The organism is Streptococcus oralis subsp. dentisani, assembly GCF_002096685.1.
In the GTDB taxonomy this organism is placed as follows: Bacteria; Bacillota; Bacilli; order Lactobacillales; family Streptococcaceae; genus Streptococcus; species Streptococcus oralis_AD.
In genome coordinates this window covers 93,962-119,114 of the sequence record NZ_NCVA01000040.1, presented here as the reverse complement: position 1 = coordinate 119,114, position 25,153 = coordinate 93,962, and the positions used below count along the sequence as shown (strand labels likewise).

General features: G+C 41.8%; 20 protein-coding genes. 6 read left to right on the top strand and 14 right to left on the bottom strand.

What is annotated here, in order from left to right:
- Positions 1–168: 168 nt before the first annotated feature.
- The gene (locus B7705_RS05045; RefSeq protein ID WP_084948265.1) at positions 169–2,019 is read right to left on the bottom strand and encodes a nucleoside-diphosphate sugar epimerase/dehydratase; all 1,851 of its coding nucleotides are present in this window, start codon (positions 2,017–2,019) and stop codon (positions 169–171) included.
- 81 nt (positions 2,020–2,100) lie between these two features.
- Complete coding sequence (locus tag B7705_RS05040; RefSeq protein ID WP_084948263.1) at positions 2,101–2,931, bottom strand: glycosyltransferase; 831 nt, start codon at positions 2,929–2,931, stop codon at positions 2,101–2,103.
- A gap of 222 nt (positions 2,932–3,153) precedes the next feature.
- Between B7705_RS05040 and B7705_RS05035 the strand changes: the two genes are divergently transcribed.
- The 6 genes from B7705_RS05035 to B7705_RS05005 all read left to right on the top strand — a co-directional run bounded on the left by B7705_RS05035 (position 3,154) and on the right by B7705_RS05005 (position 10,000).
- A complete protein-coding gene (locus tag B7705_RS05035) occupies positions 3,154–4,320 on the top strand; it encodes a CynX/NimT family MFS transporter (protein WP_084948262.1) in 1,167 nt (388 codons plus the stop codon).
- Between the two features lie 202 nt (positions 4,321–4,522).
- Positions 4,523–6,991, top strand: a complete 2,469-nt coding sequence (locus B7705_RS05025; protein WP_239822338.1) for a DUF2971 domain-containing protein — start codon at positions 4,523–4,525, stop codon at positions 6,989–6,991.
- Positions 6,992–7,146: 155 nt separating this feature from the next.
- Positions 7,147–7,473, top strand: coding sequence for a PadR family transcriptional regulator (locus B7705_RS05020; RefSeq protein ID WP_000273860.1), 327 nt, complete (start codon positions 7,147–7,149; stop codon positions 7,471–7,473).
- Positions 7,460–8,053, top strand: coding sequence for a DUF1700 domain-containing protein (locus tag B7705_RS05015; RefSeq protein WP_084948260.1), 594 nt, complete (start codon positions 7,460–7,462; stop codon positions 8,051–8,053). Before B7705_RS05020 ends, B7705_RS05015 begins: the two co-directional genes overlap by 14 nt.
- Positions 8,046–8,975, top strand: a complete 930-nt coding sequence (locus B7705_RS05010) for a DUF4097 family beta strand repeat-containing protein (protein ID WP_084948259.1) — start codon at positions 8,046–8,048, stop codon at positions 8,973–8,975. Before B7705_RS05015 ends, B7705_RS05010 begins: the two co-directional genes overlap by 8 nt.
- A gap of 62 nt (positions 8,976–9,037) precedes the next feature.
- Positions 9,038–10,000, top strand: coding sequence for a DUF6574 domain-containing protein (locus tag B7705_RS05005; RefSeq protein ID WP_084948257.1), 963 nt, complete (start codon positions 9,038–9,040; stop codon positions 9,998–10,000).
- A gap of 62 nt (positions 10,001–10,062) precedes the next feature.
- Here the strand turns inward: B7705_RS05005 and B7705_RS05000 are convergent, their stop codons facing one another.
- From B7705_RS05000 to B7705_RS04945, 12 genes are all read right to left on the bottom strand, one after another.
- The gene (locus B7705_RS05000; protein WP_084948256.1) at positions 10,063–10,923 is read right to left on the bottom strand and encodes a DUF4299 family protein; all 861 of its coding nucleotides are present in this window, start codon (positions 10,921–10,923) and stop codon (positions 10,063–10,065) included.
- A 121-nt stretch (positions 10,924–11,044) separates the two neighbouring features.
- A complete protein-coding gene (gene trhO, locus B7705_RS04995; protein ID WP_001030024.1) occupies positions 11,045–12,031 on the bottom strand; it encodes an oxygen-dependent tRNA uridine(34) hydroxylase TrhO in 987 nt (328 codons plus the stop codon).
- 131 nt (positions 12,032–12,162) lie between these two features.
- Positions 12,163–12,459: a bacteriocin immunity protein gene (locus B7705_RS04990; protein ID WP_162284875.1), complete on the bottom strand. Its 297-nt coding sequence runs from the start codon at positions 12,457–12,459 to the stop codon at positions 12,163–12,165.
- A gap of 68 nt (positions 12,460–12,527) precedes the next feature.
- Positions 12,528–13,217 carry a CPBP family intramembrane glutamic endopeptidase gene (locus B7705_RS04985; RefSeq protein ID WP_084948252.1) on the bottom strand — a complete coding sequence of 230 codons (690 nt, stop codon included), beginning with the start codon at positions 13,215–13,217 and terminating at the stop codon, positions 12,528–12,530.
- Between the two features lie 161 nt (positions 13,218–13,378).
- Positions 13,379–14,863 carry an ABC transporter substrate-binding protein gene (locus B7705_RS04980; RefSeq protein ID WP_084948251.1) on the bottom strand — a complete coding sequence of 495 codons (1,485 nt, stop codon included), beginning with the start codon at positions 14,861–14,863 and terminating at the stop codon, positions 13,379–13,381.
- 107 nt (positions 14,864–14,970) lie between these two features.
- Positions 14,971–15,894, bottom strand: a complete 924-nt coding sequence (locus B7705_RS04975; RefSeq protein ID WP_000818345.1) for a carbohydrate ABC transporter permease — start codon at positions 15,892–15,894, stop codon at positions 14,971–14,973.
- 13 nt (positions 15,895–15,907) lie between these two features.
- Positions 15,908–16,837 carry an ABC transporter permease gene (locus tag B7705_RS04970; protein WP_000714584.1) on the bottom strand — a complete coding sequence of 310 codons (930 nt, stop codon included), beginning with the start codon at positions 16,835–16,837 and terminating at the stop codon, positions 15,908–15,910.
- A gap of 209 nt (positions 16,838–17,046) precedes the next feature.
- Positions 17,047–18,162 carry a DUF4767 domain-containing protein gene (locus tag B7705_RS04965; RefSeq protein WP_084948250.1) on the bottom strand — a complete coding sequence of 372 codons (1,116 nt, stop codon included), beginning with the start codon at positions 18,160–18,162 and terminating at the stop codon, positions 17,047–17,049.
- Between the two features lie 112 nt (positions 18,163–18,274).
- Positions 18,275–20,155, bottom strand: a complete 1,881-nt coding sequence (locus B7705_RS04960) for a beta-N-acetylhexosaminidase (RefSeq protein ID WP_084948249.1) — start codon at positions 20,153–20,155, stop codon at positions 18,275–18,277.
- Positions 20,149–21,018, bottom strand: a complete 870-nt coding sequence (locus B7705_RS04955) for an ROK family protein (RefSeq protein ID WP_084948248.1) — start codon at positions 21,016–21,018, stop codon at positions 20,149–20,151. The genes B7705_RS04960 and B7705_RS04955 overlap by 7 nt, the downstream gene beginning before the upstream one ends.
- Positions 21,019–21,114: 96 nt before the next feature.
- Positions 21,115–23,760, bottom strand: coding sequence for an alpha-mannosidase (locus B7705_RS04950; protein WP_084948247.1), 2,646 nt, complete (start codon positions 23,758–23,760; stop codon positions 21,115–21,117).
- 55 nt (positions 23,761–23,815) lie between these two features.
- Entirely contained in the window at positions 23,816–25,096 is a 1,281-nt protein-coding gene (locus B7705_RS04945) for a glycoside hydrolase family 125 protein (RefSeq protein ID WP_084948245.1), read from the bottom strand.
- Positions 25,097–25,153: the final 57 nt, after the last annotated feature.

Here is a 25,153-nt window from a genome sequence, read left to right as displayed (position 1 = left end):
CTGAAATCACTCTCCTGATAGATCACATAACATCGTCCCTTGAATAGTTGCGCTTATTAAACCTTTGAAAGATCCGATGTTCTCTACTCTCTATTTATAAAAACCAGCTTTCCGATTCTCTCAGAAAACTGGCGATAGTTGTTTCATTATGAAGGTAGATGGACACTCTTACTCAGCATGAGTTGTTTCATTTGCAAAGGAAATGATTGCTTCTTTAAGCTCATCTCCGCTGAGTGAACGGAACTCTTCAATCTTTTGATCAATCGCTTCTAGCGGCATGACATTTACCTTACCAACGAAAATCTTGTCCATGACTTGGTTATCAACCAATTCGGTCGAAACCAAGAGTTCTTCATAGAGTTTTTCACCCGGACGAATACCGACTTCAACGATTGGAATTTCACTTTCCGTGTGCCCACTTAGAAGGACCATTTTCTTAGCCAAGTCATAGATCTTAACTGGTTTGCCCATGTCGAGGATAAAGACTTCTCCGTCCTTAGCATAAGCACCAGCATGGATTACTAGACGGCTAGCCTCTGGAATGGTCATGAAGTAACGTGTCATACGGAAGTCTGTTACTGTTACAGGACCGCCTTCAGCAATCTGACGTTCAAAGACAGGAATCACGCTACCACGACTACCCAGAACATTCCCAAAACGAACTGCACAGTAGGTTGATTTGCTACGTTGGTTAAAGCCAGTGACAATCAACTCTGCCACGCGCTTGGTTGCACCCATAACATTCGGTGGATTGACCGCCTTGTCAGTCGAAATCATAACCATCTTAGGTACTTTAGCTGCATCAACAGCCTTGGCAACATTGTAGGTTCCGAGGATATTGTTCTTGAAGGCTTCTTTTGGATTGCGTTCCATCATCGGAACGTGTTTGTGGGCTGCAGCATGATAAACGATGGCTGGTTTATACTGCTCAAATACCTGTAGAAGACGGTCATAGTCCTGAATATCTGCAATAACAGGAACATAATCAATCCCTTGGAATGTACGGATCAATTCATGATAAACGAGATAGATTGAGTTTTCACCATGTCCAAGCAAGACGATACGTTCGGGATTGAAGCGACTAACCTGACGACAAATCTCCGAACCAATCGAACCACCGGCTCCTGTCACCAAGATGGTCTTGCCTGTAATCTCAGTACCCAGACGCGATTCGTCGAGACGAATTTCCTGACGGCCCAAAAGGTCTGTGATATCAATTTTTTGGAAACCACTACCTGGTTGATGGAGTCCTTGAACGACTGTCTCAACCTTAGGCATCTTGTAACATTTGACGCCTAGCTTATTACACATCTGCAAGATGCGTTCGTACTCTGATGGGTCAAGTGAAGGGATCGCTACGATAACACGCTCGATCTGGTGGCGTTTAGCTAATTCAGGCAGATTATCATAAGAGCCCAAAACTGGGATTCCACCTAGTTTTTGTCCCTTTTTCTTTTCATCGTTATCCAAAATCCCCACTAGCTCAAGGTCGCTAGTTGGGTGTTGGTAGCTGTTCATAAAGAGGGCACCACCATCACCAGCACCAATCAAGAAGGTCCGACGGTGTTCTCCATCTCCACTACCTTTTTTACGTTTAGAATAAATCAACTGCCAAGTGATACGAGGGAGTAAGATGAGGAAAGTACTCAATAAGATAAAGAGTATGATGAACCGAATAGAAAATAGAGGAAGAAAGGCGTAGCAAAGTCCGTAAGAGACAATGCTGCTGACGGTTACGCCAAAAAAGATTTTTAAGAAATCTGTGATTTTACTATAGCGACTAATACTCGCATTGAGCCCCCAAAATCCAATCAAGATTTGATAGAAGAGGAAAGCCAAACCAGTATAGATAACATAGTCCACAGGCGCTGGGTTAATCAAGCCATAAAAGAGAATGTAAGACACGATGATGGAAACCACCATACTAATAATATCAAATACACCCCAGAACACCTGCTTTTGCTGTTTATTTAAAATTTCAACCAGATCAATTACATAATCTGTTAGTTTTTTATTCATAGGAATTTACTCTTTCTTAAAAGAATGCAAATAAATATACTGTCATTATAACATTTTTTGGCTACTTTATCTTTTACAATACTATTTATTTTTTCTTAATAATTTTACAAAAATAAACTGACGTACAAAGCCTGGACAAAGTGCCACAATCGCCTGAATGGCAATGCTTTTCGCATATTCCATGTAAGAAATTTGCCCTCGCTCAAGCATCCGTTGGCGAGCTTGACGATAGAGTTTAAGGTAACGCAAGCCACCTCGACGCTCAAACATCCCTGCACCGACACGAACCTTACACAAGATTTGATCTAGGTTCCCAGTCTTGGCACCTGCAGCAATCATATTGAGCCAAAGGAGGTCATCCTCCATATAAAGTCCGTCTTCGTAGTTGCCCGCCTTGAGGACCATGTCCTTTTTGAACATGACTGTCATGTGGTTGAAGGCGCTTCTCATTCTCTGATAAGCCACAATGTCTGCGTGCTGAGTTGGGACACGACGGTAAGAAACAATCTCGTCAGGATTGTCAATAAATTCTGCAATATGCCCACCTAAGAGATCCAGATTTTTCTCTTCCATTAGTTGGACTTGCTTTTCAAAGCGGTCAGCTACCGCTATATCATCTGTATCCATACGAGCGATGATATCGTACTGACACTGTAAAACACCGTATCGAAGAGCCAAACCTAAACCTTGATTTTCTTCCAAGGGACAACGCTTAACTGGAATCTCTGACTGCGCTTCCACTTCATCTAGCACCTGATAGAGTTCGGGCGTGAGCGGCCCGTCCTCAACAAGAACAAGCTCACTTGGTTTCAAGGTCTGGTTTTGAATACTCTTGATAGCATCTCTCAAAAATGTCGGATTTTCCTTTACATAGACCGACATCAAGACGCTGATTTTTTGCTTTTCAGACACAGTTTTTCTCCAATTTATAGATTTCCTTCCACTATTTTATCACAAAATTTCCTAGTTTCCTATTTTTATCTCAAATCAAGAAAAATTCTAGTAAAGAAATCTGTCCCCTTTCACTCTATTTTCAGTTAAATCGTTCTAGCTTTCTTAGCAGTCCTCTCCTTGACATTGTAAGAAAAAAACCTTAAAATAAGCTGTTATTAAAATCATCTATTCGAGGTTTTTATGAAAAAACAATCACTCTTTTTTGTTCTAGGAATTGTCTTAATCGGGACTGTTTTACGATCTCCTTTTACTGCTCTTCCAACTATTTTAGGAGATATCGCTCAGGGACTGGGAGTGGAGGTTAGCTCTCTTGGGATTTTAACCAGTCTCCCTCTCTTGATGTTTGCTCTTTTCTCTGCTTTTGCAAGCCGTTTGGCACAAAAGATTGGACTAGAACATCTCTTTACTTACTGTCTCCTTCTTTTAACTATTGGCTCTGTCATTCGGATTTTCAATCTTCCCCTTCTCTATCTAGGAACCCTGATCATCGGAGCGAGCATCGCCATTTTCAATGTACTCCTCCCAAGTATGATTCAGGCAAATCAGCCTCAAAAAATCAGTCTCCTAACAACCCTCTATGTCACTGCCATGGGTGTTTCAACGGCCATCGCTTCTTATCTATCCGTCCCTATCACCCAAGCTAGTTCTTGGAAGGGCCTCATCCTCGTTCTCAGCTTCCTCTGTCTGGTCACTCTGCTAGTCTGGTTGCCAAATCATCGCCACAACCACTACCTAGAAGGACAGAAAGAAAAACAAGTCAAAGAGAATATTCTAAAAAGCAAAGATGTTTGGGCTATCATTATCTTTGGCGGTCTTCAGTCCTTGCTCTTTTATACAAGCATGACCTGGTTGCCAACGATTGCTATTAGTGCTGGTCTTTCTAATAAGGATGCAGCTCTCCTTGCTTCTATTTTTTCACTGATCAGCATTCCTTTTTCAATGACTGTTCCAAGTCTGACGACTCGTCTGTCAGATGGTCATCGTCGAATCATGCTGGCAATTATCTCTATCGCTGGTATGACAGGAATTGCCATGCTCTTGTATCCAACCAATAATTTCCTCTACTGGTTAGTCGTCCACCTCTTGATTGGAACGGCCTGCAGTGCCCTCTTCCCTTACCTCATGGTTGGCTTTTCTCTTAAAACCAGTTCTCCTGAAAAGACGGCTCAGCTATCAGGACTAGCGCAAACAGGTGGCTACATCTTGGCAGCCTTTGGTCCTACCTTGTTTGGTTATAGTTTTGACCTTTTCCAATCTTGGATCCCAGCTGTCCTTGCCCTTCTAGCTGTTGACATCATCATGACCGTCTCGCTCTTTATGGTGGATCGGGCTGATAAGATCCTTTAATTTTTCTAAAATACTTCTCAGATACAAACAATGCAAAGCTAGACTCTGTCTGGCTTTTTTGGTGCTTCTATCAACAAAAGCACCCTCGATCTGTTAGCAGAAAAATGGCGTTTTTGATATAATAAGATGTATAGAAACTAATTGTCATACGAAAAATAAATTAGTTTATAAGATAGCTACTATTTTAAACGAGGTGCATAGAATGGATGAGCAGAAATACAATTGGTATCTAAGTAAAGTAAAGTTAGATAAACTCGTTGACTTATCAGCCGAGGAGACAGATAGGTCTTCCTGTGAAGCTCTAGCAGAAAAGGCAAGAATAATTTATGAACAATACCCTGAATCAGAAGACATTGCGTTGCGGTATGCTTGGATTTTGGTCAATTTATCAACCAAGCAGACTGTGTTGAAGGAACGGATGACTACTGCTAAAAAACTAGAGAAATTACAGCAACAATTCCAGGATTCACATGATATAGCAGAAGCATTTGCTAGGATTTTGTTCAATTTGTCAGTTGAACAAGTAAATGTAGAAGAACTAGGCAAGACTGTGAATTCAGTCAAACAAATTTTTGAGCAGTTCAATCAGTCTGAAGAAATTGCTTTACGTTATGCCGTGATTTTGTTCGATTTGTCAACCGTACAGACTGAGTTGAAAGAACGGAAGGCTACTGCTGAAAAATTAGAGAAATTACTGCAACAATTCCAGGATTCACATGATATAGCTTTGCCGTATGCCATGATTTTGTTCAATTTATCAATCAAGCAAACTGAGTTGAAGGAACTAGAGACTACTGCTGAAAAATTGGAGAAATTGCAGCAACAATTCCCTGAATCGCCTGGTATAGCTTTGCCGTATGCCAGGATTTTGGTTAATTTATCAACCAAGCAAACTAAGTTGAAGGAACTAGAGACTACTGCCCAAAAATTAGAGAAACTGCAACAACAATTCCAGGATTCACATGATATAGCTTTGCCGTATGCCATGATTTTGTTCAATTTATCAATCAAGCAAACTGAGTTGAAGGAACTAGAGACTACTGTCGAAAAATTAGAGAAATTACTGCAACAATTCCAGGATTCGCCTGATATAGCTTTGCAGTATGCCATGATTTTGTTCGATTTGTCAACCGTACAGACTGAGTTGAAAGAACGGAAGGCTACTGCTGAAAAATTAGAGAAATTACTGCAACAATTCCCTGAATCGCATGATATAGCAGAAATGTATGCTATGACTTTGTTCAATTTATCAACCAAGCAGACTGAGTTGAATGAACTGGTGACTACTGCTAAGAAATTAAAGGGATTGCATAAACATGAACGCTTCCAAGAATCTGAAGAGATTGCTTTTATATATGCTATGTTCTTAGCGAGCTTATTTGAACACCAAACAGAGTTAAGTGAACGTCTTCAAACAATAGAAACAATCAAAACACTTTATGATAAATTTTCCGAATTTATGATACAAAATTTTGATGATTTATTTTTTAGTAATGATAATGTTTGTGACAGCGAGGAGTACAAGCTATTCAACTTTATCCTAAGAGAAGGTCTTTTAAATAATACTAAATATGCTATTTTACAAACGTGGGCAAAGCGTTATAAAGAGGACTCGAATGAACTAAAAAACTTACTGTCTATTTACCAGTATGTTCAAAAAATCAAATACCAACTTGGATTGAAAAATGAAGATAAAAATAAAAATCTTAAGTTCGGCCATTACACTAAAGGGAGCGTTCTTCAAAGTTTATTGGATCAGAAGGAGGAATCAAGCTTTTCTATAGTTGGAAAAACTCGTTTGAATAATGCGAATTATATGAATGATCCTGAGGAAGGTATCATTATAGAAAAGATATTGGGCTTAGATAGACGAGATGCTTTGGAGCCAAGCTCATGGTTTTTAATGAGTTTTACTAATAAAACAGATGATCTAGCCATGTGGTCCCAGTATGGTGATGATGCCAAAGGCGTTTGTCTGGTACTTCGTGAAGATGATTTTTCTAGATTTACTTCCTTCAATGATGTTTCTTGGCGTCGAGAAAAAAACTTTTTAGAATTCTCTGATAAGATGTATTTACTGAAATCTGAATTAAATATTGGTTTTGAAAAATCTATCTTTCGGAGTGAAAGTGAAAATTCAGTCGATACTGTTAATGATGAAGGAACTGAACTGAATTCTGTAGAAAAAGATAGTGATTCAAAAGGGAATCGTGATTATCTCTACCGAATTGCCTATGTTAAAAATATAGGTGAAGATATAGAACTTGAACAAACCGAACTATTTGGTAAGTCCGAAATAGAAGAATTAGAAAAATTGTTGAATAGTTTAAAAGAAAAACTAGATATCGGTTCAAAAATTACGGAGGAGAACTATCAAAATGCTATTGCTGAATGTATAGAAGAAATTCGCTACTTATTTAAATCTGTTGATTACAAATATGAAAACGAACTTCGTATCTTACGCTATGCGAACCTAGATCCTAGCAATAAGGAAATCAAAATTGACAAAACTTCTGGGGTAGGTAAACTTTATGTAGAACGAAAAAATTCAATTCAAATCGGGGAAGTCATTTTCGGTCCTAAGTTTCCAAATCCTGAGTACGTGACTCCCTTATTAAAACTTTTAGATAAGGAAATTAAGTATAAAAAATCTACGATAAAATTTAGATAAAGTCTGACAACATTCTCTAAACTTCTAGTTTTTACTAGGAGTTTTTTATATATAAAATTTTTACACATATTTCTTGACAGGGCTTTCAACTTGAGATACAATATATTTGAAAAGAGTATATATAAAATTTTTATATAATATAAAGGAGGTTTCCCATGTACTTCCCAACATCCTCTGCCTTGATCGAGTTTCTCATCTTGGCTGTACTGGAGCAGGGGGATTCTTATGGTTATGAGATTAGTCAAACCATTAAGCTCATCGCCAATATCAAAGAATCTACGCTCTATCCCATTCTCAAAAAATTGGAAGCCAGTGGCTTTCTGACCACCTACTCTAGAGAGTTTCAGGGGCGTATGCGCAAATACTACTCCTTGACCAATCGGGGCGTAGAGCAGCTCGTTACTCTAAAGGAAGAGTGGACGCTCTATACCGACACCGTCAACGGCATCATAGAAGGGAGTATCCGCCATGACAAGAACTGACTATCTGACTCAGTTAGAAACCTATCTCCATAAACTACCTGAAGCTGACCGCATCGAAGCCATGGACTACTTTAAGGAACTATTTGACGATGCAGGTCCAGAGGGCGAAGAAGAACTCATTGCTAGTCTGGGAACACCAAAAGAAGCAGCTCATGATGTCCTCTCTAACCTCCTCGATAAAAAAGTTAATGAAGCCCCTGCTCAAAAGAATGACCGTCAACTGCTACACATTGCCCTACTTGCCTTACTAGCAGCCCCTATCGGAATTCCGGTCGGGATCGGCATTCTCATGGCAATCATCGGTATTTTTATCGCGGCTGTCTCCGTCATTCTAGCCTTTTTCACCGTTTCGGTGACGGGTATCCTGCTGGGTGGACTCTTTATCATAGAGAGCTTTAGCGTCCTGGTCGAAGCCAAATCTGCCTTTATCTTGATTTTTGGGGCCGGTTTGCTTTCTATCGGTGCTTCTTCTCTTGTTCTACTGGGTATCTCCTATGTAGCTCGTTTCTTTGGCCTCCTAATCGTCCGCTTGGTACAATGGATTCTTAAAAAAGGAAAGAGAGGTGACAGACATGCGTAAATTGACGAAAGGATTTCTCATCTTTGGTGTGGTTGCTACTATTCTTGGTTTTATCATGATAGTTATCGGCGCCCAGTCCAATGGTATTCAAAGTTTGCTTGCCATGTCAAAAGATCCCGTCTATGACAATCGTATCGAAGAAGTGACCTTCGGAAGCGAAGTGGAAAAACTTGATTTGACCCTTGAGGAACATAGCCTAACCATCACAGAGTCTCTAGATGACAAGATCCATATCACCTACCATCCTTCAGTGTCTGGTCGTCACGATCTGACTACTGGCATGAGTGACAAAACACTGAGTATCACTGACAAACAAGCCTCCCAACATCGTTTTCTCGGTTCAGGAATCGAAAGCCTACTTCGTATCGCCAGCAACTATTCTAATCGTTTTGACGAAGTCGTTCTCTCCCTACCCAAAGGAAGAAAGCTGCAAGCTATCACCGTCTCAGCCAATCGTGGACAAACTAATATTCGTCAAGCCAACCTTGAAAATGCAACCATCAAAATAAAAGGCTATCTCTTAAGACTAACAGAAAGTTCTATCAAGAACAGCACATTAACGGCACCTCATATCATCAATATCTTTGATGCCGAATTGACAGATAGTCAGGTCAAGACGGAGGGAGCACACATCTATGCTGAAAATATCCAAGTTCACGGCAAGGTCGAGCTAGAGGCTTATTCAACTCTACAACTCATTCTCTCCCAGAAAGAGACCGACCGTATCAATCTAGAAATTTCTTCTCAGCATGGTGGTATCTATCGTCAACCCAAAGAAGAACATCGTGGACAAAAAGAGAATGTACTTGCCAACCCTTATAAAACGGAAAAAGCAGATATCAAGGACCTACTCATTGCAAAAGCCAACCAAGATATCTACCTACCAAAAGAAGAGTACTCTTCTCCATCTAGAAACCATTGACAAAAACGCTTTCATCTGCTAGTCTAAAGATAGAAAACGACCATAAAAAAGGAGGTCCCACCATGACACAAGAATGGTTTGAAAGCGCCGATCTTGAGAAGAAATCAGCTCAGACGAAATCGGAAATCCAACTCGACCAACCAGAGACTTCGGAAACTGTGGAGACCGAACCACAAGCAATCCAAGAAACTCCTATCTTATCTAAGGAGTCGGAAAAGCATGAGGAGGAAGCTCCCGAAACGATAGAAGAAGCCCAAACCGAGGAAGAGGGAGAAGAGAAAGCTGAAGAGAAAGGCAACCAAGAGAACCCTACAAAAGAAAAAAGCATCCTCAGCAAGGCTTTAGAAAGCCCCTATATCCCAGATATTGACCCTCGTAAAACTGCCCGGTTCAAAGAAGAAATCGCACTGTTTTGGACTTGGCTGCTGGATGCTATCCAAGAACCAACTGCTAGCAAGACTACGGACCAAAAGCATCGTTACAGTGTCTTTGGCCTGCTCACCTTGCTGTCTTCGATTAGCCTTTTCTTTAGTATCTATCATATCAAGCACCTCTACTACGGCTATATGGCCTCTATTGCCAATAGTTTACCTAACCAGCTCCCTCCTTTAAATCTCTTTGCTGGACTCTCCATCTTGGTCGCTAGCGCTCTATTTTACTTTTCTATCATTTTGGGAGGCTTTACTGTTCGACGTGTGCTGGACCAGGAGAACGACTTCACATTCCAAGAAGCTTGCAATCGTTACAGCCGACTCTTTGCTATCCCACTTGTCCTAACAGCTCTAGCAAGTTTCTTTGCACTCTTTGGTGGCTTACGATTTGCTGGCATCCTCACTCTTCTAAGCATGGCCATCTTTGCCCTTGGAAATCTCTTTGTGATTAGCAAGCCAAGTAAGACCAATAGTCTTGACCCATTTTATCGTTTCTTGCTAGCTGTCTTACTTGATGGCGCTATTCTCTTACCCTTCTTCATTGCAGAGCTCGCGCTGACAGTAGACTACCTTCGCATCCTGACTTTCTTTTAACCAAAATCCCTGCCATTTATTAATGACAGGGATTTTTATACTTACTCTTTTTTGAACAAGGGCTACTCGATGCTTGCCAATTCCTCAAAATCTTTTCCCAAAATGGCTTGTACTTCTAGTTGATTGGCATCTAGTTGGTGGTAAAATGCTGTTGGTAGTGACTCTAGGAATTTTTCATAATCCAAGCGAGCGATGGATTCGTAGTCTTCGGCTTTTGAACCATCACCAGAAATCGCCACTAGGTCAATCTCCCAAACAAGTTCCTTGCCTGCTAGCTGCTCGGTATAAGGAGCTGGTACAAAGGGTTCCTTTGGCAAAATCGTCTTGACTCCCTGGGCTAGGTGATAGATACCGTGCACCTTGCCTTGAGCATCTGGGTAAAATTTCACACTGGCAAGGTAGGCATCAGAGCCTTGAACCTTCTTGACTAGCTCTTCAAAACGTGCCAATCCATCCTCAGCCAAAAAGCTCTCGAGGTATTCCTTGTTGAGATAGATAGGGGACAAGAGCCCTTGGCAATAGACTAGACGAGCTGCTTTGTCAGCTAGATAATTCTGAACTATTTGTCGGAAATAAGCTTCAAAATCAAATCCTTCTAACCCTTCTACCACTTGCCCCAACTTGCCAGATAAGGCCTGGAGGAGAGCTTCTACAATCTCCCAGTCCGCTCTGGTAAGGAAGTCTGAAATCACCACTTGGTAGCCTTTTCGACTATCCGCATAGTTCACTTTGAAGAGAAATTGCGACTGACCAACAATCCCACACTCCATGTATTCGAGACGATTGAGGGGCTGACGGAGATAGACGGCATCATAACTATGCGACTCCAAGCCCTCCACCAAGGCTAAGATGGACTTGGCAGTCAAGACCTCCTGTTGTCCTAGAATGCTTTCTTTATTTGGGATAAAAAATGTTTCCGCCATAACTGGCCTCCTTTGAAATCGTTTACATATAGTATACCCTATTTTCCTGAAAGATACAGAAACAAACTTTAGATTTTTTAGTAAAAAGCATAGAAAAACAGCCCCTAAGGACTGTTTAATCTTATACAGTAGCTGCTTGATCCAAGCTTTCACCGATAGCGGCTAGGCGCTCAACAACTTCAGCTTGTGTTAATTCATTTTCTGAAACATAGCGGTTACGTGGGTGAACACGGCACTCGTGTGAGCATCCACGAAGGTACTTGTCTTCATTTTCTTCTGATGTTAGGATACGACGGTTACAGAATGGATTTCCACAGTTGACATAACGTTCACATGGTGTTCCATCAAACCAGTCTTTTCCTACGATGGTTGGGTTGACATGGTTAACATCTACGGCAATACGCTCGTCAAAAACGTACATTTTTCCATCCCAAAGCTCACCTTGAACTTCTGGGTCTTTACCGTAAGTTGCGATTCCTCCATGCAATTGACCGACATCTTTGTAGCCTTCACGGACCATCCAGCCTGAGAATTTCTCACAGCGAACGCCACCTGTACAGTAAACTACGACACGCTTATCCATGAATTTTTCCTTGTTATCACGGACCCATTGTGGCAACTCACGGAAGTTGCGGATGTCTGGGCGGATAGCCCCACGGAAATGTCCTAGGTCGTACTCATAATCATTACGTGTGTCAAGAACAACTGTATCTTCGTCAAGAAGAGCTTCTTTGAACTCTTTTGGAGACAAGTAAGCACCTGTTGTTTCAAGTGGGTTGATGTCGTTGTCAAAGTCGTTATCTTCCAAACCAAGGTGGACAATTTCTTTCTTGTAGCGAACAAACATCTTCTTGAAGGCTTGTTCACTTTCTTCGTCAATCTTGAACCAGAGGTCTTCCATGCCTGGGAGGCTGTGAACGTAGTCCATGTATTTTTGAGTTGTTTCGTAGTCACCTGAAACAGTCCCGTTAATTCCCTCGTCAGCGACTAGGATACGGCCTTTAAGGCCGATTGATTTACAGAAAGCCAAGTGATCTGCCGCAAATTGCTCTGCGTTTTCAATTGGAGTATAAAGGTAGTAAAGTAAGACACGAATATCTTTTGCCATAAGATTTGTTCTCTTTTCTATTCTTAAATTTTCAGAATTTTTCATTCAACTATACTAGTATACCCACTTGGGAAAACGAATGCAATTTATTTGACCGGAAATTATATAGAGAGACCTGCCACTGCACTTCATCAGTAACCATACCGAATCGCAGATAATTTTCTCAATTTTTTTATCTGCTCAGCTTGACTTTCTGACAAAATCAGCTTATTGTCAATCAATACACGCGCAAGATCAACATTCATTTGACTCAGGACAAATGGAACAGAGGTCCCATCGTCCTTTAATCGTCTTTTATAAATAACTAACTGATTTTTCAATGGAGCAAGCTGAGGCGCAGCCTTTATATCTTCCAATAGATGATCTATGATAGTCATGGCTTCACAACGCCTTTCTCTACCTCCAGCGAACCATTTTAATGGTGTCATTCTCATTTTCCTCCTGAAACTCGCTTATAAATTGAAAAACTATAATTCCTAACTCTCATGCTAATATTTTACCCAAACACCCTATGTAAAAAAGTCAGCAAAAATGGCAAGGTCGCTACAATATTATTGATCACATGCACCGCATAGGAAGGATAAATGCTCTTGGTATAACGGGTCAAACCAGCAAAGATGATTCCAACTGTTGCAAAGACGAAAACATCTAGCAGACTAGGCAGGTTTGAAAAATGAGGGAGAGCAAATAAAATAGACGGAAGGATCAAATCAAGACCAAATCTCGAATCTTTAAAGAAGGCATGTTGAAGTAATCCTCTATAGAGCAACTCTTCCATCAATGGCCCCAGAAAGAATAAGGTTATATAGAGACCTAGCTCGGCAAAGTTAGTCCCACTATAACCGATCAATACGGCCCAACCTTCAGCAGTTGACTGAACGTGTCTAGCTGTTTGAATATTAAAAAATATATGAGCTACCGCTACTAGGGCTGTTAGGATTGAATACCAAAGCCATTTTTTTCTTGGAATGCGAAAGAGATAACCATGGCCTGTCTTAACCAAAATCCAAATCATGACTCCGCTAAATAGCAAACTCAAGATATTTCGAATCCAGAAGAAATTTCCTATCTGAGAAGAAAATTGCCAATAGTTTTGGACAATAAGCGTCAGCTGAGAAAGACCAAATACGAAAAATAGGTAAGAGAAGACACCACTCATTTTAAAAAGAAGACGATACTTTTTCATGACAGACCTCCTGTAGATACATGTGTATCACATCGTCGAAACTCTTAGAACTACTATTTTCTTTTTTTGCATCCTAAAAATCACTACCTCCCCTAGAGAACTAAGGAAGGCAGTGATCACATTTTTAGGAATTAGGAATGAATACACGAAATCAATCGAGCTTATGATTTTTTGTTTTTCAAGAATTCGTCGTATTGTTTTTGCATTTCGTTCAATACTTTTTCGTAGGCACCTTCAGATTTCAATTTTTCCATTAATTCTGGGATTGCTTTATCTGGATCTACAGTACCAGTGTTGATAGCTGTATCGAATTGTTGCATTGTGTTAGAAATTGCTGAAATTTCAGATTTCACACTGTCAGTGTTAAAGATAAATCCAAGTGCTGGAGATTCTTTAGCTTCTGCCAATTGTTTCTTAGAATCTGCAATTTGTTGGTCTGTAACGTTTTCGTTGATGTAAAGGATCCAGTTGTTACCAGTGTTCCAACCTGACATGTGAGTGTTTCCTTTGTATCCATCAAGGACGCGGACACGGTTTTCTTTACCTTCAACTTTTTCCCAGTTCTTGCCTTCTGGACCGTAAACAAGACCGTTCAAGAGGTCTGGGTTAGTGTTCAAGAGGTTCAACACTTCCATTGATTTTTCTTTGTTCTTAGAGTTGTTTGAGATGACAAAGTTAGCAACTTGTGTTGTTTGGTTTTTCTTGATAAAGTTAGTGATTGGTTTGATTTGGATGTCTTTGTTAGCAACACGTGAGAGCAAGCTGTTACCGTAGTCAGCTGGTCCTACTGTTTCTTCACGAACGAACCAAGTATCTTGTTGAAGGTCAAATGAAGTGTCGCTTGTTGCTACGTCTTTTGGAATGTATCCAGCTTCATAGAATTTGTGAAGAGTCTTCAAGTGTTCTTTGAAACGAGGCACTTCGTAACGGTTTACAATCTTAGTAGTGTCTCCTTCAAGGTCGATAACGAATGGAAGTCCGTTTGGCACTGGATAGTCAAAGTTATCAGATGGGATAAAGTTCTTCGTAACCGCAAATGGTACTACGTCCGGAGCTTTCTCTTTGATTTGTTTCAAGACTGGTTCAAGTGTTTCGTATGAAGTGACACCTGAAATGTCAATGCCATATTTGGCAAGAAGAGCGCCGTTGAAGGCAAAGTTTTGAGATGATGCAACGTTGGCTGCAACTGGAACAGCGTAAATCTTACCGTTTACAGTGTTCCCTTTGATGTAAGCTGGGTCAAGTGCTTTGTAAAGCTCTGCTCCTTCTTTCTTGTACAATTCTGTCAAGTCCGCATAAGCACCTTTTTGAGCATTAACGACATAGTTATCTGCAAAAGCGATATCGTAGTTTTCACCTGATGATGTGATAACTGACATTTTCTTACCGTAGTCACCCCATCCAAGGTATTGGATATCCAATTTAGCACCAACTTTTTCTTCGATGATTTTGTTGGCATTTTCTAGCAATTCATCCAAGTTGTCTGGTTTGTCACCGATTTGGTACATTTTAAGAACAGGTTTGTCACCTGAAGCTGAGTCAGCAGCTTTTTTGTTGTTACCTGAAAGGTTTCCACAAGCGGCAAGGCTTGCAGCCAAAGCGACTACGCTAGCAGATGCAAAAGCATATTTTTTCCAGTTTTTCATGATAAAAACTCCTTTTTTATTTTTAAACTTATAAACGATTTAATAATTTGTAACTTCAGTCACTAAGATGAAGTTGGGAAGGGAGAAACGGTGTTTCTCAGTAAGTGCTATTCTTTCACACCACCGATCGTCAACCCTTTAACAAAGTAGCGTTGGAAGAATGGGTACAGAATCGCGATTGGAAGGGTTGCAACAACAACCATGGCCATACGACCTGTTTCTTTCGGTAGAGCAACCCCCAGTTGGCCAGATAGGCCGACTGCTTTTGCAATGTAGTCCATATTTTGCTGAATTTGCATGAGCAAATATTGCAATGGATACAAGTTATCACTCTTGATGTAAAGAAGGGCGTTGAACCAGTCGTTCCAGAAACCAAGTGCTGTCAAAAGCGTGATAGTTGCGATACCTGGAAGTGACAATGGCAAACAGATCTGGAAGAAGATCCGAGCTTCACTGGCTCCATCGATACGAGCGGATTCGAGAATAGCTTCTGGAATGGTCTTCTTGAAGAAGGAACGCATCAAGATGATGTTGAATGGTGAGAGGAGCATTGGAACAATCAGGGCCCAAACCGTATCACCAAGTTGAAGCAAACGAGTCACCACGATATAGCCTGGTACCAAACCAGCATTGAACAACATACTAAGAAGGGCAAAGATCGTAAAGAATCTGCGGTACTTAAAGGTTGTCCGTGAGATGGCGTAGGCATAAGTGGTTGTGATGAAGACGTTGGTCACTGTCCCGACTACTGTTACAAAGACTGAGATAAAGAGCGCTTGGAGGATTTTATCCTTAAACTGAGCCAAGAACTCAAAACCATCTAATCCAAACTGTGATGGGAAAAAGCTATATCCATACTGGAGGATGCTCTTTTCGTCTGTCACCGAAATGATGATAACGAAGATAAAGGGCAAGATACAAGAAAGAGCAATCAAACCAGAGATGATACTAAAGAAGATATCTGCCTTCTTACTAAAGGAGTGAATGCCGACATTATCAATTTTTTCTTTTTTAATTTTCTTTTCTGCCATATTCTCCTCCTTTCTAGAACAAAGCTGAGTTTGGATCAACTCGTCTTGCAAGCAAGTTTGATAGGATAACTAGAATCAAACCGACAACGGATTGGTAAAGACCGGCTGCTGAAGCCATACCGATATCTGCTGTCTGAGTCAAACCATTAAAGACATATACATCCAAAACGTTGGTTACATTGTAGAGCTGACCAGCATTGTGTGGGATTTGATAGAAGAGACCGAAGTCTGCACGGAAGATATTTCCGACTGCAAGGATGGTCAAGACTGTCACAAGTGGAGTCAACTGAGGAATGGTTACGTTGCGAATGCGTTGCCACTTGCTAGCCCCGTCCACTGTTGCTGCTTCGTAGTAGGTTGGGTCAATTCCCATGATTGTCGCATAGTACATGACACTGCTATATCCAAAGCCTTTCCAAATACCTAGGAAAAGGAGAAGGTATGGCCAAATGCCTAAGTCAGCGTAGAAGTTGACTTCCTTCATGCCAATGGATGTTAGGAAATGGTTGAAGACCCCTTTGTCAATGTTTAGGAAGGCATCTGTAAAGAAACTGATGATAACCCATGACAGGAAGTAAGGGAACAACATAGACGTTTGGAAAATTTTAACCATTCTCTTAGAGCGGAGCTCGCTGAGGATGATGGCAATCCCTACTGATACAATCAAACCGATAAAGATAAAGCCAAGATTGTAGAGAACGGTATTTCGAGTGATGATAAAGGCATCTTTTGAACTGAACAAGAATCTGAAATTATCTAACCCGACCCATTTACTATTCACAATACTATCTATGAAACCATTACTGGTCATATGGTAGTCTTTAAAGGCGACCACATTCCCAAATACTGGAATGTAAAAGAATAGAATCAACCAGAGTGCCCCTGGTAAAACCATCAAGAGAAAGATCCAGTTATCTCTCAAGGTCTTTGAAAACTTTTTCATAATTTCCTCCCTTTTTATTCCTAAAAACTGATTTCATCGAATTTTTAGGTTTGATAACGATTACATTATTAGTATACTCCTATTTGAAGGTCAGGTTAAACTACTAATTATAGAAAAAACTCCACAAATTATTTTTTGTGGAGAAGTTTTTTATAAGAAATAGGTTTCACGAGAAACACTCTGCATACGATAAATGTATTTCCTCTTTACTAATCGAAAACTTGTTCTAATATTGGGTGATGAAACTCGACAAAATGAACCTGGGCATTTATGATAGCCCCTGATTCATTTTTATCAATCTCTGGTCTTCCTTCGGTGTGTAAAAGAGCAGGATTACCATCCTTGTAGCCAAAGAGAATCACCTCTGTCCCTGCTTCATTCACATAGCAAGCTAGGATATCGAACCGCCTAGAACTTGAACCTGCAATATAGCCATACCATTTAAAAGTATAATTCATCCCATCTACTTGTCCAAATTGCATTATCTGGTCTGGCACTGCTAGTCCATAGTAGTGACCATATGTTGCTAAGTTAGTTGACTTAAATCTTTCACCTTTACTATCCGAATAGGATTCCATGGCCGTTTTTATCTTGTCTATTAAAGAACTATTATCTGTATCTGGCTCGCTCTCTGTAGTTACACTTGTTTTTAATAGAAATTCCTTAAAACGTTGCGCTAAGTCTGTATTCTCAGTCTCTTCAAAATTTGCAGTAGGGATAGTTTCCAGTGTCTTATCGGCATGCAAGACCTGTGCTTGCCCATCCTTCAGTGTAAATAGGTAGAAATGTTTGTCCTGATTGTCATAGTAGGCAGCCAAAACCAAGTAATCATAGGCATTGTCACTCGATACTCCAAAAACATTCCATTTGACACTTTTCTGAGAGACTGTTGTAGTGTCTAATTTTTTGATTAGTTCATTTTTTTCATCAAAGTTTGCATGCTCTAGTCTATGATAGGACTGCCCCATAGAAGAAGCCCAGCTTGCAAACTCTTCCTCCCACTTTTCAGTATTGTATTGGATTAGCTTCTGAAAATCTGAGTAGTTCTTCATAATCAAGGCTTGATCAGTCGGATTAGATAACTGTAGTTCTTCCATGGCTGCAACTGTGGCAGCCATCGGTGATTGAACAGTTGCATCCTTGACTTCTTTTTCGTGCGAAAGAGCCTTTTGATAGGAATCTGCTAAATAGTGAAAATAGTTGGTTGTTTCCTTGGTTTGTTGCTCCCTTGGTATTGACGGACTAGTTACGCCATCCTCTGTCGCTCTGTGGCAGGCAGATAAGACTAGCATACTAGCACCTAGGACCAGTAGTAACTTTTTCATGGTCAGACCCCCAAACTATCTTTCTACCTTCATTATACTCCTTCCCTATCTCCAAATCAAAAAACATCCCCATGTGTTTAAAAGGAGATGTTTAATTGTTTGTGATAAATGCCTATGTCGTATAAACCGTTGAAGCTGTCGCAATGGTATGCCACTGATTGGCTGTAGTTGCTGCGAAATCCCTGTCTGCGTAGAAATCAGTAAATGGTAGAATTTCAACTTCTAGCTCGTCAATGCGGTCAATCTGATCAGACAGATAAGCCTCGATGCGGCTTTCTGCTCGCTTGATGCGTTGCAAGAGTCCGCCCATACGGATATCGACTGTATCCAAGCCAAAGACCTTGTTTTCTTTCAACCATTGACGGCTAAAGAGGGCATGGAAGTGTTCAATCTCGCTTCTGAGTTTTGGTAATTCTTGTCTGGCGATTGCTTGCAGACCTTCTTTATCGTTTGTTTGGTAGGCCTGCCGAATGCGTCGTCCAACATCGACTTTGCTACTTAAAATGGCATTCAACTGAGCCTGAGTTTCAAAGAGGTAGGCATAGTCCCCAGCTTTTTCTTTGATTTCAGCAAGCGTCTCAGCTGCCTGAGCAAAGTGTGGCCTGTCCTGTTCAGGTGTCATGTGTCTGTCAAGAATAGGGCAGAGAACATCCTGATAAAAGACATAGCGGTTGGGATTGATACCACTGAGATTGCTTGGCAGGTCTGGCAAGAGGTTAGCTAGGTCAATCTGCATAAAGTCCTCAACTGATAGACCTGTATTGGTCTTGAAGTGAGCAGACAAACGGTCGAGGTTATTGCGGTAGCTGAGTTCTGCCCAAATTTGCAAACTTGGCAGGATAGAAAATTGAGCTGTCTCCCCACCATTATCTCCCCAACCCGTCACAATGACTTCTTTGATGTCATTAGCACGACAGGCTTTGTTGGCTTCAAGAGCGATGAGACGGCTGAAATGGTTGTTGGGCGTAAAACCGATCCACTTCCAAGCTCCACCTGCAAAGGCGATATCCTGGCTAATCTTGTGGTGGTTGCGGAAATTACGATTGTACTTTTCTTCGCTGTCTTGATAATAATCCCAGTAAACCAAGGTCACACGGTCTTTTAGACGATCTAGGTAGACACGCGTTTCCTCTGGAATCTCCACATCACGGTCGTACTGGCCATCTGCTGACATGAGTTTAAAGAACATATCGCTCCACATCTGGCAGTGGAAACCATACTTGTCTGCAATATCCAATACGCGCTCCAAGTGTTGACACATGAGGAGACTGCGGTCCACAACACCGTTCAAAATGAGGTAGCGTCCCAAACCAACCAAGTGCGCTTCGTCCATCCCGATATTGACCTTGCGTGTTTGTAGTTTAGATAGCGTCGCAAACATGCCGTCAATTAGGTCATAAACTTTTTCTTCGCCAATGAGGAGGATATCTTCTACATCACGGAGCTCTTGCACTTCTTTGACACCCCATTTGACAAAGGCTGACAAGTGGGCCAAGGTCTGGATGCAAGGCACAAAGGTCATGTCAAACTGCTGGGCGTAGGTTTCGATTTCCTGTAACTCCTCAGCCGAGTATGCTCCACGGAAATAGCCAAAGTAAGGTTGCCCTTCAATCTGGTAAGTGTCTTCCATGTAAAGCTCGAAGGTTGAGTAGCCCATGAGAGCCAAGACCTCAATCATCTGTTTGGCAGAAGCCACATTCAAAACTGCATTTCGCGAACAGTCTGCCATGTAGGCTAAATCTTCATAAGCCGTCTGCTCTTCAATCTCCACTTTATCACCTTCTACTAGAGCTGTTGCCAATAAGGACAAGGCACGGTAGAGTTGGTGTGGTTTACGATAGGTCAGTTGATACTGGTCTCCTTGACCTTTGATAGAGATAGAGGCTTGGTCAGACTGAGCGACTGCTACCTCTACATCTGGCAGCGAAATGTGCTTTTTAAGCAAGTCTAATACTTGCTCTTGTTTGGGACTAAGTCCTGTAAAAATTACCATTGGTTTTCCTCCTGCAACCAGTTGACAAGGGCACCATAGAGATTCGCATCTGCATGATAGGTGCAAGCTTGGATAACTGGTGCGACCGTGTATTCTTCGTAGGTTTCGACAAATTCATCGACAGCTTTCTTGACGCCTTGGATAAAGTCGGGATTTTGACTAATAGAGCCGCCCAGACTAATGACATCTGGATCGATCAGATACTGGATATTGAGCAAGCCTTGCGCCAGATTACGGTTCATGCGCTCAATAGCTTCTTGGCAAAGGGCATTTCCGGCTGCGGCCTCTTGGTAAATCTTGCGACCGTCCCAGTCAGGCTGACCAGATTTTTCAATTACGTATCGAACCATGTTTCCTGTAGACGCTAGTTGCGACCAGTTGTTGAGTTTTTCAGCTGGTTCAATGGTTGTCATATAGCCAAACTCTCCTCCTAAGCCGTGGCGACCTCGGTGAAGCTTGCCATTGATAATCATGGCACCGCCAATTCCTGTCCCAATCACGACACAGGCTGCATTTTCAAGCTCTGGATGTGCTAGCAGTTCACTAAGTCCAACACAGTTGGCATCATTTTCTAGATGGACAGGTAGCTGATGATGAGCAAGAACTTCATACCAAGAAAAGCTATGGATGTAGGGCACAGCACTGATGCCCTCAATCACACCTGTTTCTTGATTGACCGCGCCTGGAACGCTCATGGCAATGCCGTTATAATCTTTCTCTGCCAAGCATTTGTCTAGCCAAGCTAGTAAATCCTCCAAGTTTTCAGGTGTTGAAATACTTGTCTTATCTAGTATTTTTCCATCAGGAGTCAGACTGGCAAACTTAATCCCGGTCCCTCCGATATCAATGGTTGCAATCGTCATATTTTTACCAAAAAAGGGGCGAATCAGTAATTAATCCTTACTCTTTCGCCCCTCCTTTCTATCTCATAGTATTAGTTATAGAACACTTTAAAACTATTAAATTTCTTCTTTTTTAATCAATTCTGTGCGAATTTCTTGTGGAGCCAATAGTCCTGAATGAACTGGATATGGTCGCTCAAGTAAGTCAAGAATGGTTTGTTGGTGTTCTGATATGCGCACATTTTCTTGACTCATATTGTAGTAACGGAGTACATATCCTTCCTCATTTTCCGCTACTTTAAAGGCTGTTGGGCAAACTTGTGGTAAGCTGAGTGCCGCATGACTCAAGAGACTACCAGTCGCAGCAACACTTCCTTCTTGTTTAGCAACCTGAAGACTAGTGAATGGTGTTTGGAAGGCTTTGGCACGACGGAAAGCTGAGAAGCGTTCTTGTGCTTGGTGGCATTCAAGCGCAAACTCAACTTCAAACTCACGCAAACACTGAGCCTCTGGCGTTGGGAAGTAACCCCAGTCACCTAGTTCACCTGAGGCACGAAGGATGGTCACTGCAATAGTATCATCGCCAAGGATTTCATACTCATGCAATCCTTTATTGGCTACCGTCACCCCTTTTTCATCATCATAAAGGCTGACAAAGGCTTGTTGGTGTTGTGGATTTTCAGGATTTTCCCAAGAAGCAGCTGGTTTGTTTGGTCGTGTTACTACCTCATAGATGCTTTCAGAGTCATTGCTTGGACGCGTGTTGTGAGTCTTAACCAAGAGACGGATACGGTGGTCCTTAGCAGTATTGGTAAAGCGAGTCTTGAAACGAATTTGTGGATTGTCAACAAAGACGGTCATCTCTGTTTCCAGAGGAAGGGTTGTCAATTCTTCTGAGCGCCCAGCTTCACGCGTCATAAACTCGATGATACCTCTCTGCTCCGCATCCAATTTTTCGTCTGCACTTACTGGAATTGTCAATTCATGCTTGAGCAAGATTTTAGCAAAACGAGCTGTATTTTCCAAGACTTCATAACCTTTGAGTTCTGCGTAAATAGGCTCTGTTCCTTTTGGTTGGAAATAGATGTACTCATTTCCGATGTCACCACGGTCTTCAAAGCGAATAACATCCTCATAAGCTTCATGAGTTGTCTTGTCGTAGACTGTGATGTTTTCATCCACACTTACCGTTACAAATGGCGTATCAATCACTCCATTTTGGTAAATACCATTACGGTGCTCTTGTTCTCCTTCGAGCAATTGGAAGGTTGTCCAAGAGAGAGGTGCCAGATGAACAGGCACTGTCACGCGCACTTGTCGAGCGATACGAGCTTGACGGAACTTGTCTTTTGGCAAATCATACTCAAAATTAGCTCCCAAATCTTCGATTTTCGCTTCTACAGCATGGCCTTCCAAGTCTTCGACACGGTAGTTTGGCAAGGTCAAGGCTGCCATCTTCTTATAGCCTTCTGTTGGGTGCAATTCTTTGAAATCACAAGTCGCCACATCAATCACTGTGCTGACAGTGTCAACCTTGTCATGCAAGCCGGTGTTGATGACGGTAAAGAGATGGTCGCTTTGCGCTTCGTGGGTTGCAATTTTACCCTTCCACTCGTTGAGAAGGTTGCTCTTAACAAAATTTCCGACTTGGTTAACCTTGGCAAAACGGGTTTCCATCTCGCGATGAACTTCGTCAATACTACAGCCACAGATACTATCATGGGGCGCATTTTGTAGAAGGACTTTCCAAGCATAGGTCAGCTGATCCTTGTGGTTATGTCCGCCAGTGATAACAGTCAATGGTTCCACTACTTGTTCTAGCAGGTTGCTATTTTCTTGGAAGGCTTGTTTAAGGTAGATACGAGAAGATGACGTATTAGCAAGTGTGTACCAACCGTCTGTTTCTTGACTGGTCAACTCACCTGTAACCGTTGATAGCTGCTCCGGTAGAGCACTTTCCACTGCGTGGATGTAGTCATCAAAAGAACTGTGAATAAAGGTCACGTCTGGGAAAAGTTCATTGGCTACACGAATGGCCTCACTCAGATTTCGCTGTACAGGCTGGTGGTCACATCCGTTCATCATCAACCATTGGTTGGTCGAAGCGTAGTCACGCACGTCTGCCAATTTTTGTTTCCAGAAGGTCAAGGCCTCGTCTTTATCCACTGGAATTTCATTTCCATTACTGTACCAGTTGGCAAAGAGGATACCGAGGACACGACTTCCGTCTGCACCCTGCCAGTACATTTCTGAAAACTGGGAAGTGAACTGCTCATCTTCGAGCACTTGGTTGTCAAATCCAATCGGCTTCACACCACGGCCAAAGGCTGCCACATGAATGCCTGATTTTTGAAGGATTTGAGGAGCTTGCCCCATATTTCCAAAAGTATCTGGGAAGTAACCAATCTGGGTTGATTTGCCCCATTTTGCACATTCTGCTTGTCCAATCAAGGTATTGCGGACGTTGGCTTCACTGGAAATCAAGTAGTCATCCTGCAAGATGTAAAAGGGACCAATTTTGAGTTTGCCTTCGTCAATGTAACGTTGGACTTTGTCGCGATTTTCAGGGCGAATTTCCAAGTAGTCATCCAGGACAATGGTTTGTCCATCCAAGTGGAAACTCTTGAACTCAGGGTCATTTTCAAAGAGATCAAAGAGATTGTCAAACAATTCCACCAACTGCATCCGGTGGCTTTCAAAAGGCAAGTACCACTCACGGTCCCAGTGACTATGTGAGATAATATGTACAACAACATTTTCCATGAAGTAAAACCTCATTCTAACTTAAATTTTTATTTCTATCTAACTAAAGAACTGATTAGCGGATATCCAAGTAATCCAAGACCAACTCACAGAACATCATATTGGCCCAAGAGAACCATTCACGTGAGTAAAGCGTTGGGTCATCCACGTGGAAGCTTTCGTGCATAACACCTGTTCCACCATCGCAGGCAACCAGCTGATCGAGCAAGAATTTTTTCTCTGCCTTATCACTTGTTGTCAAGCCTTGGATAGAAAGGGCAATCGGCCAGATATAGCGATAGAAGGTATGAGAACTTCCGAGACCACTAGCGTATTTCCCTTGATAGAAGTATGGATTTTCAGGACTTAGAATGGTCCGACGAGTTGCTTGATACACTTCATCGTCAATATCGCAGTAGCCTAGATAAGGCGCCGCCAACAAACTTGGTACGTTTGGATCATCCATGATGCTAGCATTTCCTAGGCCATCCACTTCAAAGGCGTAAATCTTTTCACCCTTGCTGTTGGTTGTATAGGCATAGTTTTCGATGCCTTCTTGGATTTCAGCCTGGAGACGCTTAGCGTCTACGATAATACTCTCGCTATCAGCCAAGTTTAATTCTGCAAAGATTTCTTGGACATAACCCAAGACAACTACAGCAAACATATTGGACGGAATCAAATAGCTATACTGACAGCAGTCATCACTCGGGCGAAAGGCTGACCAGGTCATACCAGTCACTGCAAAGTCAGATCCAAAGCCATCATTTACTAAGGTATCTTCTTTTCGATCTGTGTCGCGGACAAAACGATAAGGAGAGTTCTTGTGGTCTTGCTCTACTGTCCAGAGATGAAGTATTTCCTTGGTCGCTGCGACAAAAGTCTCATCAAACTGACTGGTCTCGCCAGTCTCTTTCCAAAGGAGATAAGCCAGCTGCAAAGGATAACAAAGCGAGTCCACCTCGTACTTGCGTTCCCAAATCCAGCCATTAAGCTCTGTGTGGTCAGTCTCGTGGTGGCCCTTCCAGTTTTCCTCAATGTTGAAGGAGTTGGCATAAGGATCCTTGAGAATCAGGGTCATTTGACGTTTAACCAAACCTGCAATGGTCTGGCGCAAGAGAGGATCTCTTTTAGCCACATGAAGGTAAGGTCGTAGCTGGGCCGTTGAATCCCGAAGCCACATGGCAGGAATATCCCCAGTCAAGACAAAAGTTGAACCATCTTCTAGAATCTCGACCGTATTGTCCAAAGTGTCTGTGTAGCAACGCTCGAAGACATCCACCCACTCCGGATGGTCCTTGGTCCGCTCCGCTACTTCATCTAGCCATTCTCTAACAATTTCTTTTGAATAAATCATCGTGCAGTTTCCTCTTTCAAACAAGTTTCATGTTCAGTATATAGTTTTTGAGACAGA